We start from the raw sequence: 17,068 nt of genomic DNA on the forward strand, positions 1-17,068 counted from the left end.
GGTCCCCTTAACGTTCCAGCACCGGGCAGGCGTCAGTCCGTATACATCGCCTTACGGCTTCGCACGGACCTGTGTTTTTAGTAAACAGTCGCTTCTCGCTGGTCTCTGCGGCCACCCCCAGCTCCGAGTGCAAAACTCATCACCAGGAATGGCCCCCCTTCTCCCGAAGTTACGGGGGCATTTTGCCGAGTTCCTTAACCATAGTTCACCCGAACGCCTCGGTATTCTCTACCTGACCACCTGAGTCGGTTTAGGGTACGGGCCGCCATGAAACTCGCTAGAGGCTTTTCTCGACAGCATAGGATCATCCACTTCGCCACAATCGGCTCGGCATCAGGTCTCAGCCCCATGTGTGACGGATTTGCCTATCACACGGCCTACACCCTTACCCCGGGACAACCACCGCCCGGGCTGGACTACCTTCCTGCGTCACCCCATCACTCACCTACTACCACTCGGGTCACCGGCTCCACCACTCCCCTACACTCCGAAGAGCTCAGGGCGGCTTCACGGGCTTAGCATCAGAGGATTCGATGTTTGGCGCTTCAAAGCGGGTACCGGAATATCAACCGGTTGTCCATCGACTACGCCTGTCGGCCTCGCCTTAGGTCCCGACTTACCCTGGGCAGATCAGCTTGACCCAGGAACCCTTAGTCAATCGGCGCACACGTTTCCCACGTGTGTATCGCTACTCATGCCTGCATTCTCACTCGTGAACCGTCCACAACTACCTTCCGGCGCTGCTTCACCCGGCACACGACGCTCCCCTACCCACCACAACAACCGTTAGGTCTCATGCTGCAGTGACACGACTTCGGCGGTACGCTTGAGCCCCGCTACATTGTCGGCGCGGAATCACTTGACCAGTGAGCTATTACGCACTCTTTCAAGGGTGGCTGCTTCTAAGCCAACCTCCTGGTTGTCTCTGCGACTCCACATCCTTTCCCACTTAGCGTACGCTTAGGGGCCTTAGTCGATGCTCTGGGCTGTTTCCCTCTCGACCATGGAGCTTATCCCCCACAGTCTCACTGCCGCGCTCTCACTTACCGGCATTCGGAGTTTGGCTAAGGTCAGTAACCCGGTAGGGCCCATCGCCTATCCAGTGCTCTACCTCCGGCAAGAAACACACGACGCTGCACCTAAATGCATTTCGGGGAGAACCAGCTATCACGGAGTTTGATTGGCCTTTCACCCCTAACCACAGGTCATCCCCCAGGTTTTCAACCCTGGTGGGTTCGGTCCTCCACGAAGTCTTACCTCCGCTTCAACCTGCCCATGGCTAGATCACCCCGCTTCGGGTCTTGGGCGCGCTACTAGGTCGCCCTCTTCGGACTCGCTTTCGCTACGGCTTCCCCACACGGGTTAACCTCGCAACACACCGCAAACTCGCAGGCTCATTCTTCAAAAGGCACGCAGTCACGACACCGAGTGCAAGCACTCGATGCGACGCTCCCACGGCTTGTAGGCACACGGTTTCAGGTACTATTTCACTCCGCTCCCGCGGTACTTTTCACCATTCCCTCACGGTACTATCCGCTATCGGTCACCAGGGAATATTTAGGCTTAACGGGTGGTCCCGCCAGATTCACACGGGATTTCTCGGGCCCCGTGCTACTTGGGTGTCTCTCAAACGAGCCGCTGACGTTTCGACTACGGGGGTCTTACCCTCTACGCCGGACCTTTCGCATGTCCTTCGCCTACATCAACGGTTTCTGACTCGTCCTGCCGCCGGCAGACGACAGAAGAGAGATCCCACAACCCCGCATACGCAACCCCTGCCGGGTATCACACGCATACGGTTTGGCCTCATCCAGTTTCGCTCGCCACTACTCCCGGAATCACGGTTGTTTTCTCTTCCTGCGGGTACTGAGATGTTTCACTTCCCCGCGTTCCCTCCACACTGCCTATGTGTTCAGCAGCGGGTGACAGCCCATGACGACTGCCGGGTTTCCCCATTCGGACACCCCCGGATCACAGCTCGGTTGACAGCTCCCCGGGGCCTATCGCGGCCTCCCACGTCCTTCATCGGTTCCTGGTGCCAAGGCATCCACCGTGCGCCCTTAAAAACTTGGCCACAGATGCTCGCGTCCACTGTGCAGTTCTCAAACAACGACCAGCCACCCACCACCCCGACACCAAAGCATCGAGTTCACTGGGGCCGGCACCGAAGGACAGCCATACGGCCGTACCCTCAGACACCCAACAGCGTGCCCGACCAGACCAGTTCACCCCACCTGCGTTCCACGCCGAAGCAGTACTAACAGAGAAGGCTCACCAAGCCGGCCGACTAGTCAACGTTCCACCCATGAGCAACCGTACGAGACATTCGCTCGTAGTCGGCTATGTGCTCCTTAGAAAGGAGGTGATCCAGCCGCACCTTCCGGTACGGCTACCTTGTTACGACTTCGTCCCAATCGCCAGTCCCACCTTCGACGGCTCCCTCCACAAGGGTTGGGCCACCGGCTTCGGGTGTTACCGACTTTCGTGACGTGACGGGCGGTGTGTACAAGGCCCGGGAACGTATTCACCGCAGCAATGCTGATCTGCGATTACTAGCAACTCCAACTTCATGGGGTCGAGTTGCAGACCCCAATCCGAACTGAGACCGGCTTTTTGAGATTCGCTCCACCTCACGGCATCGCAGCTCATTGTACCGGCCATTGTAGCACGTGTGCAGCCCAAGACATAAGGGGCATGATGACTTGACGTCGTCCCCACCTTCCTCCGAGTTGACCCCGGCAGTCTCCTGTGAGTCCCCATCACCCCGAAAGGCATGCTGGCAACACAGAACAAGGGTTGCGCTCGTTGCGGGACTTAACCCAACATCTCACGACACGAGCTGACGACAGCCATGCACCACCTGTACACCGACCACAAGGGGGCGACCATCTCTGGCCGTTTCCGATGTATGTCAAGCCTTGGTAAGGTTCTTCGCGTTGCGTCGAATTAAGCCACATGCTCCGCTGCTTGTGCGGGCCCCCGTCAATTCCTTTGAGTTTTAGCCTTGCGGCCGTACTCCCCAGGCGGGGCACTTAATGCGTTAGCTGCGGCACGGACGACGTGGAATGTCGCCCACACCTAGTGCCCAACGTTTACGGCGTGGACTACCAGGGTATCTAATCCTGTTCGCTCCCCACGCTTTCGCTCCTCAGCGTCAGTATCGGCCCAGAGATCCGCCTTCGCCACCGGTGTTCCTCCTGATATCTGCGCATTTCACCGCTACACCAGGAATTCCGATCTCCCCTACCGAACTCTAGCCTGCCCGTATCGAATGCAGACCCGGAGTTAAGCCCCGGGCTTTCACATCCGACGCGACAAGCCGCCTACGAGCTCTTTACGCCCAATAATTCCGGACAACGCTTGCGCCCTACGTATTACCGCGGCTGCTGGCACGTAGTTAGCCGGCGCTTCTTCTGCAGGTACCGTCACTTGCGCTTCTTCCCTGCTGAAAGAGGTTTACAACCCGAAGGCCGTCATCCCTCACGCGGCGTCGCTGCATCAGGCTTGCGCCCATTGTGCAATATTCCCCACTGCTGCCTCCCGTAGGAGTCTGGGCCGTGTCTCAGTCCCAGTGTGGCCGGTCGCCCTCTCAGGCCGGCTACCCGTCGTCGCCTTGGTAGGCCATCACCCCACCAACAAGCTGATAGGCCGCGGGCTCATCCTGCACCGCCGGAGCTTTCCACCCACCGAGATGCCTCGGCAGGTCATATCCGGTATTAGACCCCGTTTCCAGGGCTTGTCCCAGAGTGCAGGGCAGATTGCCCACGTGTTACTCACCCGTTCGCCACTAATCCACCACCGAAGCGGCTTCATCGTTCGACTTGCATGTGTTAAGCACGCCGCCAGCGTTCGTCCTGAGCCAGGATCAAACTCTCCGTGAATGCTTACCGGACTCATACCGGTTCAACACTCGCGTTGAGCGGAACAGCCAGGCGGAATAAGCCCGGCCGTTCACAGCGTCCTCGCTGTGTTTTTCAAAGGAACCTCATCCCAACCGGTCAAACCGGCCGGAACGGGGTTGTTTTATAGTCTGGCGTTGACTTTTGGCACGCTGTTGAGTTCTCAAGGAACGGACGCTTCCTTCGCTCCTGTTTCACCAGGCGCTCCGGGCGCTTCCCTTCGTTGTTTCCAACCTTACCAGATCCGATTTCTCGTTTCCGGCCCCCTGCTGGATCGGGGCTTTCCCGCCTTTCCGCTTTCGCGGCCCGGCGTGATCACTACTTTAGCGGATTTCCCCGGCGACTCCTAATCGGAGTCCGGAACCGAATTCCGGCATGCCGAAATCCATCCCGTTCAGGGGCCGTGCAGTAGGAATCCCGCCGACTGGCGTGAAACGCCGCCCCGGCCTCCTCACGGACGCCGCGGCAACTCGAAGAACCCTACACGAGCCCGTAACCCCGATCAAACCCGTGGCGCAAGCGGATTGAACGGCGTACCGTCGGGGCCATGACCCAGTACGTGTGCCAGCTCCAGTGGTGGCCCGCCTGACGGCGGCCACCCCTTCGCGCAGCTCGCGCACGCACCCAACGGCCGCCGCCTCGGCGGCCGTTTCTGCTGTTCGTGGCGGTGGTCCCTCGACCGAGACAAGACAGAGGGAGACGAACCTTCCATGACGCGGATCTTCAGCGGCATCAAACCGACCGGCCACCTCACCCTGGGCAACTACCTCGGCGCCGTCCGGCAGTGGGTCGAGACGGACCAGCACCGCGCGGACGCGCTCTTCTCCGTGGTCGACCTGCACGCGCTGACCGTCGACCACGACCCCGCCCGGGTCCGCCGGCTCAGCCGCCAGGCGGCCACCCTGCTGCTCGCCGCCGGACTGGACCCCGCCCTGTGCACCCTGTTCGTCCAGAGCCACGTCGACGAGCACACCCGCCTCTCCTACCTCTTGGAGTGCACGGCCTCCGACGGCGAGATGCGCCGGATGATCCAGTACAAGGAGAAGTCGGCGCGCGAGAAGGCGGCCGGCGGGAGCGTACGGCTGTCGCTGCTCACCTATCCCGTGCTGATGGCGGCGGACATCCTCGCGTACGGTGCGGACGAAGTGCCCGTCGGCGACGACCAGGCGCAGCACGTCGAGCTGACCCGCGATCTGGCCGTCCGCTTCAACCAGCGGTACGGGCAGACGTTCACCGTCCCCCGGGCCGTGCTGCCGCAGGTGGCCGCGCGGGTCATGGATCTCCAGGACCCGACGTCGAAGATGGGCAAGTCGCACGCCGAGACGTCGGGGATCGTCTATCTGCTGGACGAGCCGGACGTGGTGCGCCGGAAGGTGATGCGCGCGGTGACCGACAGCGGCTCGGAGGTCGTGTACGACCGCGAGGCCAAGCCCGGCGTGACGAACCTGCTGGAGCTCCTCGCCGCCTGCACCGACAAGGACCCGGGGGAACTGGCCGCGGGCTACACCTCGTACGGGGCGCTGAAGAAGGACACCGCCGACGCCGTCGTGGAGTTGCTGCGTCCGCTGCGCGAGCGGCACGCCGAGCTGTGCGCGGACCCGGCGTACGTGGACGGCGTCCTGCGGGAGGGCGCCCGCCGGGCGCGGGAGCTGGCGCGGCCGACGGTCGACGCGGCGTACCGGGCGATCGGCCTGCTCCCGGCCGGCTGAAGGAGCTGTGGGAGGGGCCGGTCAGCCGGTGCCGGAGGCCAGCTCGCGGCTGCGGTCGCGGGCGGCCTCCAGGGCGGCGATCAGAGCGTGCCGCACCCCGTGCTTCTCCAGCTCGCGGATGGCGTTGATCGTGGTGCCGGCGGGGGAGGTGACCGCCTCGCGGAGCTTGACGGGGTGTTCGCCGCTGTCGCGGAGCATGACGGCGGCACCGATGGCGGCCTGGACGATGAGGTCGTGGGCCTTGTCGCGCGGCAAGCCGAGGAGGATGCCGGCGTCGGTCATGGCCTCGACGAGGAAGTAGAAGTACGCCGGGCCGGAGCCGGAGAGGGCGGTCGCCGCGTCCTGCTGGGACTCGGGGACGCGCAGCGTCTTGCCGACCGGCTTGAAGATGGCCTCGGTGCGCAGCAGGTGGTCCTCGGTGGCGTGGGTGCCGCCGGAGATGACCGACATGCCCTCGTCGACGAGGACGGGGGTGTTGGGCATGACGCGGACGACGGGCGTCCCGGCCGGGAGCCGCTCCTCGAAGAAGGCGGTGGGGACGCCGGCGGCCGCGCTGATGACGAGCCGGTCGGCCGGCAGGTGCGGGGCGAGCTCGTCGAGGAGGGCCGCCATGTCCTGGGGCTTGACGGCCAGGATCAGGGTGTCGGCGCGCTTGGCGGCGTCGGCGTTGCCGACGACGTCGACGCCGTAGCGCTCGCGCAGGGCCTCGGCACGCTCGGCGCGGCGGGCCGTGCACAGCAGGTCGGCGGGCTTCCAGCCGGCTCGGATCATGCCGCTGAGCAGCGCTTCCCCGATCTTTCCGGTCCCGAGGACGGCGACTGTCTGGGCCACGGTGCTCACCTTTTCGCTGCGCTGGGCTTCGGGGCGGGCGGCCGGCGGTCCGGTGGGCCGGCCGTCCGGTCATCTTCGCACCTCGTCCGCGGACGTGCGGCCCGCCCGAGGAGGCAGGGAGCGAGGACGGGTGCCGGGGGCGCGCGGCTCGCGGTGTCCGCCGGAGTGATCGGAGGTAGCTCTTCCGACGGCCCGATCCGGCGTTTACATCGTGGTAACACTCCGTCCCGCCCATGGCCCTGGCCCTTTGGACACACTGTGACCGGGTGTCCGCGGCAGAGAGGCCGGAGGAGGCGGGGACCACCCCTGCCCATGGGCGCCGTGAGCGAGCGTCCGGACCGGCCGCCGGCCCCGGTCCGTCCCTTCTCCTCCTCACCCGCCCCTACGCATCGTGCCGCCCCCGAGTGTCCGTGTCCACGACAGCCCGCACCGGCCGAGACCCGGACCGACCTCCGGGCCGACGACCCGTACAGGCTGCCCGATCCGCCTGCCCGTACTCGTCCCTTGACGGAACCTTGTCCCCGGCGCGCGGTGTGCGCGTCAGGGGTGCTGGAGGCATCTCGCATGGAGCACAAAGAGAACGACAAGCATGAAGAGCGTGACGGGCGCGACGAGCCCCAGGAGCACCACGAGCACGCGAAGCGCAGTGACCGCGGCCCCGTCCGGACGGCCCTCTCCCGCCTCGCCCGCCTCTCCCGCCTCGGCCGCGCGGCCGGATTCCGCGCCGACTTCCCCGCGTCGCTCGTCGTCTTCCTCATAGCCGTGCCGCTCTCCGCGTGCGTCGCCGTCGCGTCCGGGGTCCCCGTCGAACTCGGCCTGGTCACCGGAATCGTCGGCGGGCTGCTCACCGGACTGCTGCCGGGCAGCAGCCTGCAGGTCAGCGGGCCCGCCGCCGGCCTGGCCGCGCTCGTGTACGAGGCCGTCCGCGAGTACGGCGTGGGGGCGCTCGGCGTCCTGGTGCTGGCGACCGGCCTCGTCCAGGTCGCCATGGGCCTGCTGCGGATGGGCCGCTGGTTCCGGGCGGTCTCGGCGGCGGTGGTCCAGGGCATGCTCGCGGGAACGGGCGTCGTCCTGATCGCGGGCCAGCTCTACCGGCTCGCCGACGCCAACGCGCCCGAGGGCGGCCTGGAGAAGCTCGGCGGACTCGTCCTGCTGCTCACCGGGACGCTCGAGTCGCCGCCGGCCCTGGTCGCCCTCGCCGTCGGCAGCGGCACGGTCGCCGTCCTCGCGCTGTGGCCACGCTGGCGGCGCGGGGCCCGGGTGCTCCCCGCGCCGCTGGCCGCGGTCGCGCTGGCGACGGGCGCGGTGGCCGCGCTCGACCTGCCCGTCGACCGGGTCCGGGTGCACGGACTGATCGAGGCCGTGGAGCCGCCGGACGGGAGCGACTTCCTCCGGCTGGGCGAGATGGGCGTCCTGGGCACCGTCCTGGCGTTCGCCCTCATCGCCTCCGCCGAGACGCTCTTCGGCGCGGCCGCCGTCGACCGGATGCACAGCGGCCCCCGCACCGACTACGACAAGGAGCTCATCGCCCAGGGCGCCGGCAACACCGTCTGCGGCATGCTCGGCGCCCTGCCCATGACCACCGTCATCGTGCGCAGTTCGGCCAACGTCCGGGCCGGCGCGCGGACGAGGGCGTCCCGCGTACTGCACGGGCTGTGGCTGCTGGTCTTCGTGACGCTCCTCCCCTGGGCGCTGGAGGACATTCCGGTCGCCGCCCTCGCGGGAGTGCTGGTGCACTCGGGGTGGAAGCTGCTGCCGGGACGGGAGTTGGGCCGGCTGTGGCAGCGGCATCGGGGCGAGGCCGCCGTCCTGCTCGCCACCACCGCGGCCGTCGTGGTGACCGACCTCTTCGAGGGGGTCGTCGTCGGCCTGGCGCTGGCCACCTTCAAGGCGGCCTGGGAGATGTCCCAGGTACGGGTGGAGACGGTACGGACCGGCGACGGCTTCGTCCGGGCGCGCGTCATCGGCAACGCCACCTTCCTGCGCCTGCCGAAACTCCTGGACGAGCTGGAGTCGCTGACCCGGCCGGGACGGCACGTCGTCGAACTCGACCTCCGCGAACTCCGGTACATGGACCCTGCCTGCCGGCAGGCACTGGACGACTGGGCGGGGCGGCACACCGTGCTCTTCGAGGACGGGGGCATGATGGCCGTCTGATCCCGGAGGCGGACCGGTCCCAGGAGACGGGCGGTCCCAGGAGAGGGGCCGGTCCCAGGAGACGGGCGGTCCCAGGAGAGGGGCCGGTCCCAGGAGACGGGCCTCAGTCCACGAGCAGCACCACCTTGCCCCGCCCGTGCCCGCTCTCGACGTCGCGCTGCGCGTCCGCGGCCCGGTCGAGCGGGTGGACGGCCCTCACGTGCCAGGTGAGTTCACCGCGCGCGTACCGTTCGGCGAGCCCGGCCAGCCGGGCCGCCGAGCGGGCGGGCGGATTGGTCCGCACGCCGGCGCCCGCGGCGCGCCCGTGCTCGACGAGGGTCAGCATCCGGCTCCGGTCGGCCACCAGGCCCAGCGACAGGTCGAAGGCCTCCCCGCCCGCGCCGTCGAGGACGCAGTCGACACCCCGCGGCGCCAGCTCACGGATCCGCTCGACGAGCCCCTCGCCGTAGGCCACGGGGAGCGCGCCCAGGGACCGCAGGTACGCATGGTTGGCCTCGCGCGCCGTGCCGATCACCAACGCGCCCGCGGCGCGCGCCAGTTGGACGGCCGCGCCGCCCACGGCCCCGGCCGCGCCGTGCACCAGCAGGACCTCGCCCTCGCGCGGGGCGAGCACCTCCAGGGCGATGTGCGCGGTCTGCGTCCCGGCGGTGAAGCCACCCGCGACCTCCCAGGGCATCGTGGCGGGCTTGCGGGTCACCTGGCCGGCCGGCGAGACGATCAACTCCGCGTACGCCCCGAGCTGCCCGAAGCCCAGCACCTCGTCCCCGGGCGCCCACTCGGTGACACCCGGGCCCACCTGGTCGATCACGCCGGCGAACTCGTTGCCGGGGATGCGCGGCAGCGGCCCGGAGACACCCGGCGGCGTCCAGCCGGCGCGCACCGCGCAGTCGTACGGCTGGACACCCGCCGCCCGCACCCGGACCCGCACCTGCCCCGGCCCGGCCTGGGGCTCCTCGACGTCCTCGACCCGCAGCACCTCGGGGCCCCCGAACTCGTGGAACCGCACCGCTCGGCTCATGATCCGCTCCTCTTCTCCGCCGTTACGTGCACTGATCACGACGGTAGGGAGCGCGGCACGGAAGCGAATCCGTAGGACTACCGGAGGTCGGGGAGCGGCCCCCCGAACCCGGCGGCCAGCGCCGCGAGTTCGCGCCGCGATCCGACGCCGAGCTTCGGATACGCCTTGTACAGGTGGTACTCCACGGTCCGCGGGCTGAGGAAGAGCCGGGCGGCGATGTCGCGGTTGCCGGCCCCGGCGGCCGCCAGGCGGACCACCTGGCGCTCCTGGGGCGTCAGGGCCGCCAGCGGATCGGGACGCGCCACGGACGCGGGCGACGCCGTCCCGCCCACCGCCCGCAGCTCGCCGCGGGCGCGTTCGGCCCACGGCACGGCGCCCAGGCGCTCGAACGCCTCCAGCGCGTTCCGCAGCCGCGGCCGGGCCTCGGTCCGCCGCCGCGCCCGCCGCAGCCACTCGCCGTACAGCAGCTCCGTACGGGCCTCCTCGAACGGCCGCCCCGCGACGCGGTGCCGGCCGAGCGCCGCCGCATAGCCCTCCTCGGCCGTCTCCTCGGGCCCGGTCAGCGCCGCACAGCGCAGGGCGACGGCGGTGGCCCACGGCTGACCGCCGGCCTCGGCCCAGGCGGTGAAGGCCGCCAACTGCCCTGCCGCCAGGCCGGGCCGGCCGGCCCGTACGGCGGCCTCCACCAGGTCACCGGTCGCCGGCAGCAGGGCGACGGCGGCGGGCGCGCCACCGCGGAGCGCGTCCCCGAACCGGCGCAGGGCCCGCTCGGGACGGCCCAGCCCCAGGTCGAGCAGCGCGAGGACGGCCGCGGAGTCCTCCCCGCCCGAACGCTCCAGCGCGGCGCGGCACTTCTCCTCGTCGCCGGCCAACGCGGCGGTGCGGGCCGCGATCCGGTCCGCGACGGCCGTCAGCCGGCGGGCCGGCAGGGGCCCGGCCGCCTCCGCCGTCGAACCGGCCGCGTCCTCGGCCTCCGCAGCCGTCGCGGCCGCCTCGCGCGGCCGCCCGGTCGCCAGCTGGACGTCGCCGAGCACCCGCAGCACGTCGGCCAGCGAGAGCAGGGTGCCGCGCTCCAGGCAGCGGGCGGCCTCGGCGGTGGCGAGCCCGAGCGCCGCGTCGTCGTCCCCGGTCAGAGCGGCGCAGTCCACGGCGAGGAGGCGGAGGAGGTGGGAGCCGGGGTTGCGCCCACGGACCTCGTCGACGAACGAACGCAGCGACGCCACCGGTCCGTTGAGATCCGCGACGGGCGCCGCCGACGAACGGTGGGGGTCCGTGGCGAGCCTCGCGACCCCGGACACCAGCGCCGCCATCGCCGACAGCGCCGCCGTCGCCGGCTGCTCCGGCCGCACCCGCGCCGCCACCTCGCCGACCCGGGTGATCAACGCCCCGTCCGCCGCCGCCCACGCGCTGCGCGCGGCCAGCACGAGCATCGGCACGACGGGCCCGGAGTCGCCGCCGGCCGACGGCTCGGCGTGGTCGAGCAGGAGGTACGCCGCGGTGCGCGGATTGCCGTTCGCGTCCTCGACCGCGCCCCGCACCATGCCCAGCCAGGCGCGCAGCGTCCGGTCCTCCGTCAGCTCCATGGCCTCCCGTGCCAGCCCGTCCGCCTGCGCGATCCGCCCGGTCACCACGGAGATCTGCGCGGCGGACAGCAGCCGCCGCGCGCGGTCGAGCGGCAGCGGACTGAGCTCCGACGCCCGGCGGTGGGCGGCCACCGCGGCCGCGAACGCCCCACGCCCCCAGGCGGATTCACCGGCCCGGGAGAGCCGGGCGGCCACCTCCTCGTCCGGCCCGGAGGCCGCCGAGGCCAGATGCCAGGCGGTACGGTCCGGATCCCGGCCGGCACCGGCCTCCGCGAGCGCCCGGTGCGCGGCCATCCGTTCGGCGGGGTCGGCCCCCTGGTAGGCGGCGGCGCGGACGAGGGGGTGCCGGAAGGCGACCACGGCATCGGTGAGCGTGACGAGTCCGACGCGTTCGGCGGCCCGCAGGCCGTCGGGCCCGGCGCCGAGCGCGCCGGCGGCCGGGAGCACGGTACGCAGCTCACCGCCGCTCTCCGCCGCGGCGACGAGCAGCGCGGTACGGGCGGCCGGCCCCAGCCCCTCGATGCGGGCCCGGTAGGCCTCCACCAGCCGGGCGGGCACGGGGAGTTCGGCCGGGACCGGGACGTTGCCCGCGCGCTGCCCGGGGGTGAGCGAGCGCACCGTCTCCACCAGCGAGAGGGGGTGGCCGGCCGTCCGTTCGACGACGGTGGCCAGCACCCCGTCCGCGAGGTCCGGCGCCCGGTCGGCGAGGAGTTCGGCCGCGGCGGCGGGGCCGAGGGCGTCGAGCCGCAGCTCGGGCACGCCCGGCGCGGGTGACGGGCCGCCGTCGCCGGGCAGGCCGTCCCGGGCCGCCAGGAGAAGGGCGACGCGTTCGTCGCCGAGCCGGCGCGCGGTGAAGAGCAGGGCCTCCGCCGAGGAAGGGTCCAGCCACTGGAAGTCGTCGGCCAGGCAGAGCACCGGCTGCTCGGCGGCCAGGTCGGACAGCAGGGTGAGGACCGCCAGCCCGATGCGGAAACGGTCCTCCGGAGACGCCTCGTCCAGCCCGAACGCCCCGCGCAGCGCCCGCGCCTGAGGCCCGGGCAGGCGCGCCAGCCGCTCCCCCGTCAGCACGGGACGCAACAGCAGATGCAGCCCGGAGAAGGGGAGAACGGACTCGGCCTCGGTGCCCGTGGTGCGCAGGACGCACACCTCGCTCCCCGCCGTCCGGGCCCGCCGGGCCGCCTCGGCCAGCAGCTCCGACTTGCCGATCCCCGCCACCCCGCGCACCAGCAGGGCACCGCCCCGCCCTTCCCACGCCCGCGCCAACACCGCGGCCACGGCGGCGCGTTCCGCTTCCCGTCCGTACAACACCGCTTGACGGCCCCCTGCCTCGACTCGATCCGCCCTGGGTCGCAGGGGTGCGCCCCGCCCCTGCGGCACAACCCCGTAGTCCTACGGATTCGGGGTCTGACCTGGGCAGACTACGTTCTTGACCATGACACGGACGACTCGCATCACGATCGGCGTCTTCACACCGGCGCTCACTCTCGACCCGGCCGCCGCTCCCGGGGAGACCGCGGAAGCGGCCCGCCTCGCCGAGGAGCTCGGTTTTGAATCCCTCTGGACCAGCGACCTGCTGACCGGCCGCTGCCCGATGCTCGACCCGCTGCTGGTGCTGGCCGGCGCGGCCGCCGCCACGACACGTCTGCGGATCGGCACCGGGGCCCTGGTACCCGCGCTGCACCCGCTGCCCGGACTGGCCCAGCGGCTGGCCACCCTCCAATATCTCTCCGGCGGACGACTTCTCCTCGGCGTCGACGCCGGGGACAGCCCCTGGGCCCGCTGGCGCGGCGGCCTGAAGGACCCGGCGGCCTGGCGGGCAACGGGCATTCCCTTCGAGGAACGCGACGCCCGCCTGGACGACGCACTCTCCCGGCTGCCCGGGGCACTCGGCGGCGAACCCGGTCGACTCGACCCCGCGCAGCCCGAGTTGAGGCTGACCGTACCGGCCGAGGTGCCGCCGCTGCTCATCGGCGGCGAGAACGAAGCGGCCCTGCGGCGGGCCGTCCGCCATGGCGGCCACTGGTTCCCGGCCCTCACCACTCCGGCGTGGCTGACGGAGAAGGTCACCCGGCTGCGGGAACTCGCGGAGGCCGCCGGTCGCCCGGTGCCCGGGGTGACCGTGGCCCAGCCGTTCGGGCTCGGTGACGATGTCGAGCGGCCCGGCGGCGCGAATCTGGCGCGAGCCGCGGCCAATGCCTTCGGGATCTCGGAGGAGCGGGCCGACGCCATGGTCATCGAAGGAGGCCCGCAGCAGGCCGCGGAACGGATCGCGGAGTTCGCGGCGGCCGGCGCGGACCGGATCGTGTTCAGTACGTACGCCCCTGACTGGCGGAAGCAGTACGAGCTACTGGCGGAGGCGATCGAGCTGGCCCGCTCGATATAACGCAAAAAGCCGTGGGTTCCGGATCGTTTTCACGATCCGGAACCCACGGCTTTTCTTCAAATTTAGTTCGGCGGCGTCCTACTCTCCCACACGGTCCCCCATGCAGTACCATCGGCGCTGAAAGGCTTAGCTTCCGGGTTCGGAATGTAACCGGGCGTTTCCCTAACGCTATGACCACCGAAACACTATGAAACAATCAACAAACCAACCGGCAAAGGTCGTTCGTGGTTTCAGAACCAACACAGTGGACGCGAGCAACTGAGGACAAGCCCTCGGCCTATTAGTACCAGTCAACTCCACCGGTCACCCGGCTTCCATATCTGGCCTATCAACCCAGTCGTCTACTGGGAGCCTTACCCCATCAAGTGGGTGGGAGTCCTCATCTCGAAGCAGGCTTCCCGCTTAGATGCTTTCAGCGGTTATCCCTCCCGAACGTAGCCAACCAGCCATGCCCTTGGCAGAACAACTGGCACACCAGAGGTTCGTCCGTCCCGGTCCTCTCGTACTAGGGACAGCCCTTCTCAAGACTCCTACGCGCACAGCGGATAGGGACCGAACTGTCTCACGACGTTCTAAACCCAGCTCGCGTACCGCTTTAATGGGCGAACAGCCCAACCCTTGGGACCGACTCCAGCCCCAGGATGCGACGAGCCGACATCGAGGTGCCAAACCATCCCGTCGATATGGACTCTTGGGGAAGATCAGCCTGTTATCCCCGGGGTACCTTTTATCCGTTGAGCGACGGCGCTTCCACAAGCCACCGCCGGATCACTAGTCCCGACTTTCGTCCCTGCTCGACCCGTCGGTCTCACAGTCAAGCTCCCTTGTGCACTTACACTCAACACCTGATTGCCAACCAGGCTGAGGGAACCTTTGGGCGCCTCCGTTACCCTTTAGGAGGCAACCGCCCCAGTTAAACTACCCACCAGACACTGTCCCTGATCCGGATCACGGACCCAGGTTAGACATCCAGCACGACCAGAGTGGTATTTCAACGACGACTCCACACACACTGGCGTGCATGCTTCACAGTCTCCCACCTATCCTACACAAGCCGAACCGAACACCAATATCAAGCTGTAGTAAAGGTCCCGGGGTCTTTCCGTCCTGCTGCGCGAAACGAGCATCTTTACTCGTAGTGCAATTTCACCGGGCCTATGGTTGAGACAGTCGAGAAGTCGTTACGCCATTCGTGCAGGTCGGAACTTACCCGACAAGGAATTTCGCTACCTTAGGATGGTTATAGTTACCACCGCCGTTTACTGGCGCTTAAGTTCTCAGCTTCGCCCCACCGAAATGGAGCTAACCGGTCCCCTTAACGTTCCAGCACCGGGCAGGCGTCAGTCCGTATACATCGCCTTACGGCTTCGCACGGACCTGTGTTTTTAGTAAACAGTCGCTTCTCGCTGGTCTCTGCGGCCACCCCCAGCTCCGAGTGCAAAACTCATCACCAGGAATGGCCCCCCTTCTCCCGAAGTTACGGGGGCATTTTGCCGAGTTCCTTAACCATAGTTCACCCGAACGCCTCGGTATTCTCTACCTGACCACCTGAGTCGGTTTAGGGTACGGGCCGCCATGAAACTCGCTAGAGGCTTTTCTCGACAGCATAGGATCATCCACTTCGCCACAATCGGCTCGGCATCAGGTCTCAGCCCCATGTGTGACGGATTTGCCTATCACACGGCCTACACCCTTACCCCGGGACAACCACCGCCCGGGCTGGACTACCTTCCTGCGTCACCCCATCACTCACCTACTACCACCTCGGGTCACCGGCTCCACCACTCCCCTACACTCCGAAGAGCTCAGGGCGGCTTCACGGGCTTAGCATCAGAGGATTCGATGTTTGGCGCTTCAAAGCGGGTACCGGAATATCAACCGGTTGTCCATCGACTACGCCTGTCGGCCTCGCCTTAGGTCCCGACTTACCCTGGGCAGATCAGCTTGACCCAGGAACCCTTAGTCAATCGGCGCACACGTTTCCCACGTGTGTATCGCTACTCATGCCTGCATTCTCACTCGTGAACCGTCCACAACTACCTTCCGGCGCTGCTTCACCCGGCACACGACGCTCCCCTACCCACCACAACAACCGTTAGGTCTCATGCTGCAGTGACACGACTTCGGCGGTACGCTTGAGCCCCGCTACATTGTCGGCGCGGAATCACTTGACCAGTGAGCTATTACGCACTCTTTCAAGGGTGGCTGCTTCTAAGCCAACCTCCTGGTTGTCTCTGCGACTCCACATCCTTTCCCACTTAGCGTACGCTTAGGGGCCTTAGTCGATGCTCTGGGCTGTTTCCCTCTCGACCATGGAGCTTATCCCCCACAGTCTCACTGCCGCGCTCTCACTTACCGGCATTCGGAGTTTGGCTAAGGTCAGTAACCCGGTAGGGCCCATCGCCTATCCAGTGCTCTACCTCCGGCAAGAAACACACGACGCTGCACCTAAATGCATTTCGGGGAGAACCAGCTATCACGGAGTTTGATTGGCCTTTCACCCCTAACCACAGTCATCCCCAGGTTTTCAACCCTGGTGGGTTCGGTCCTCCACGAAGTCTTACCTCCGCTTCAACCTGCCCATGGCTAGATCACCCCGCTTCGGGTCTTGGGCGCGCTACTAGGTCGCCCTCTCGGACTCGCTTTCGCTACGGCTTCCCCACACGGGTTAACCTCGCAACACACCGCAAACTCGCAGGCTCATTCTTCAAAAGGCACGCCAGTCACGACACCGAGTGCAAGCACTCGATGCGACGCTCCCACGGCTTGTAGGCACACGGTTTCAGGTACTATTTCCACTCCGCTCCCGCGGTACTTTTCACCATTCCCTCACGGTACTATCCGCTATCGGTCACCAGGGAATATTTAGGCTTAACGGGTGGTCCCGCCAGATTCACACGGATTCTCGGGCCCCGTGCTACTTGGGTGTCTCTCAAACGAGCCGCTGACGTTTCGACTACGGGGGTCTTACCCTCTACGCCGGACCTTTCGCATGTCCTTCGCCTACATCAACGGTTTCTGACTCGTCCTGCCGCCGGCAGACGACAGAAGAGAGATCCCACAACCCCGCATACGCAACCCCTGCCGGGTATCACACGCATACGGTTTGGCCTCATCCAGTTTCGCTCGCCACTACTCCCGGAATCACGGTTGTTTTCTCTTCCTGCGGGTACTGAGATGTTTCACTTCCCCGCGTTCCCTCCACACTGCCTATGTGTTCAGCAGCGGGTGACAGCCCATGACGACTGCCGGGTTTCCCCATTCGGACACCCCCGGATCACAGCTCGGTTGACAGCTCCCCGGGGCCTATCGCGGCCTCCCACGTCCTTCATCGGTTCCTGGTGCCAAGGCATCCACCGTGCGCCCCTTAAAAACTTGGCCACAGATGCTCGCGTCCACTGTGCAGTTCTCAAACAACGACCAGCCACCCACCACCCCGACACCAAAGCATCGAGTTCACTGGGGCCGGCACCGAAGGACAGCCATAC

Annotated in this window: 6 protein-coding genes and 4 rRNA genes; 3 read left to right on the plus strand and 7 right to left on the minus strand. The window is 67.4% G+C overall.

Annotated elements, in window-relative coordinates:
• Together AC230_RS11110 and AC230_RS11115 are read right to left on the minus strand one after the other, a co-directional pair.
• A 23S ribosomal RNA gene (locus tag AC230_RS11110) occupies positions 1–2,074 on the minus strand; the annotation flags it as partial.
• A gap of 281 nt (positions 2,075–2,355) precedes the next feature.
• Positions 2,356–3,881: ribosomal RNA gene (locus tag AC230_RS11115) — 16S ribosomal RNA — on the minus strand.
• A 728-nt stretch (positions 3,882–4,609) separates the two neighbouring features.
• Here AC230_RS11115 and trpS point away from each other — a divergent pair.
• On the plus strand, positions 4,610–5,608 hold the full coding sequence (trpS, locus tag AC230_RS11120; RefSeq protein WP_049715980.1) for a tryptophan--tRNA ligase: 999 nt from the start codon (positions 4,610–4,612) through the stop codon (positions 5,606–5,608).
• 21 nt (positions 5,609–5,629) lie between these two features.
• Here trpS and proC read toward each other — a convergent pair whose 3' ends face one another.
• Positions 5,630–6,439, minus strand: coding sequence for a pyrroline-5-carboxylate reductase (proC, locus tag AC230_RS11125; protein WP_049715981.1), 810 nt, complete (start codon positions 6,437–6,439; stop codon positions 5,630–5,632).
• Positions 6,440–7,003: 564 nt separating this feature from the next.
• On the opposite strand from proC, the gene AC230_RS11130 reads away from it, so the two are divergent.
• Positions 7,004–8,596 (plus strand): SulP family inorganic anion transporter, encoded by a 1,593-nt coding sequence (locus tag AC230_RS11130; protein ID WP_078871155.1) that lies wholly within the window; start codon positions 7,004–7,006, stop codon positions 8,594–8,596.
• 103 nt (positions 8,597–8,699) lie between these two features.
• Here AC230_RS11130 and AC230_RS11135 read toward each other — a convergent pair whose 3' ends face one another.
• Both AC230_RS11135 and AC230_RS11140 read right to left on the minus strand, forming a co-directional pair.
• Positions 8,700–9,614, minus strand: a complete 915-nt coding sequence (locus AC230_RS11135) for an NADP-dependent oxidoreductase (RefSeq protein ID WP_049715982.1) — start codon at positions 9,612–9,614, stop codon at positions 8,700–8,702.
• Positions 9,615–9,691: 77 nt separating this feature from the next.
• The gene (locus AC230_RS11140; protein WP_338399791.1) at positions 9,692–12,574 is read right to left on the minus strand and encodes a helix-turn-helix transcriptional regulator; all 2,883 of its coding nucleotides are present in this window, start codon (positions 12,572–12,574) and stop codon (positions 9,692–9,694) included.
• 55 nt (positions 12,575–12,629) lie between these two features.
• On the opposite strand from AC230_RS11140, the gene AC230_RS11145 reads away from it, so the two are divergent.
• A complete protein-coding gene (locus AC230_RS11145) occupies positions 12,630–13,580 on the plus strand; it encodes an LLM class flavin-dependent oxidoreductase (protein ID WP_157868554.1) in 951 nt (316 codons plus the stop codon).
• Positions 13,581–13,645: 65 nt separating this feature from the next.
• Here the strand turns inward: AC230_RS11145 and rrf are convergent.
• Positions 13,646–13,762 (minus strand): 5S ribosomal RNA (gene rrf / locus AC230_RS11150).
• A 78-nt stretch (positions 13,763–13,840) separates the two neighbouring features.
• Positions 13,841–16,961, minus strand: a 23S ribosomal RNA gene (locus AC230_RS11155).
• Positions 16,962–17,068: the final 107 nt, after the last annotated feature.

This window comes from Streptomyces caatingaensis, from assembly GCF_001187435.1.
In the GTDB taxonomy this organism is placed as follows: Bacteria; Actinomycetota; Actinomycetes; order Streptomycetales; family Streptomycetaceae; genus Streptomyces; species Streptomyces caatingaensis.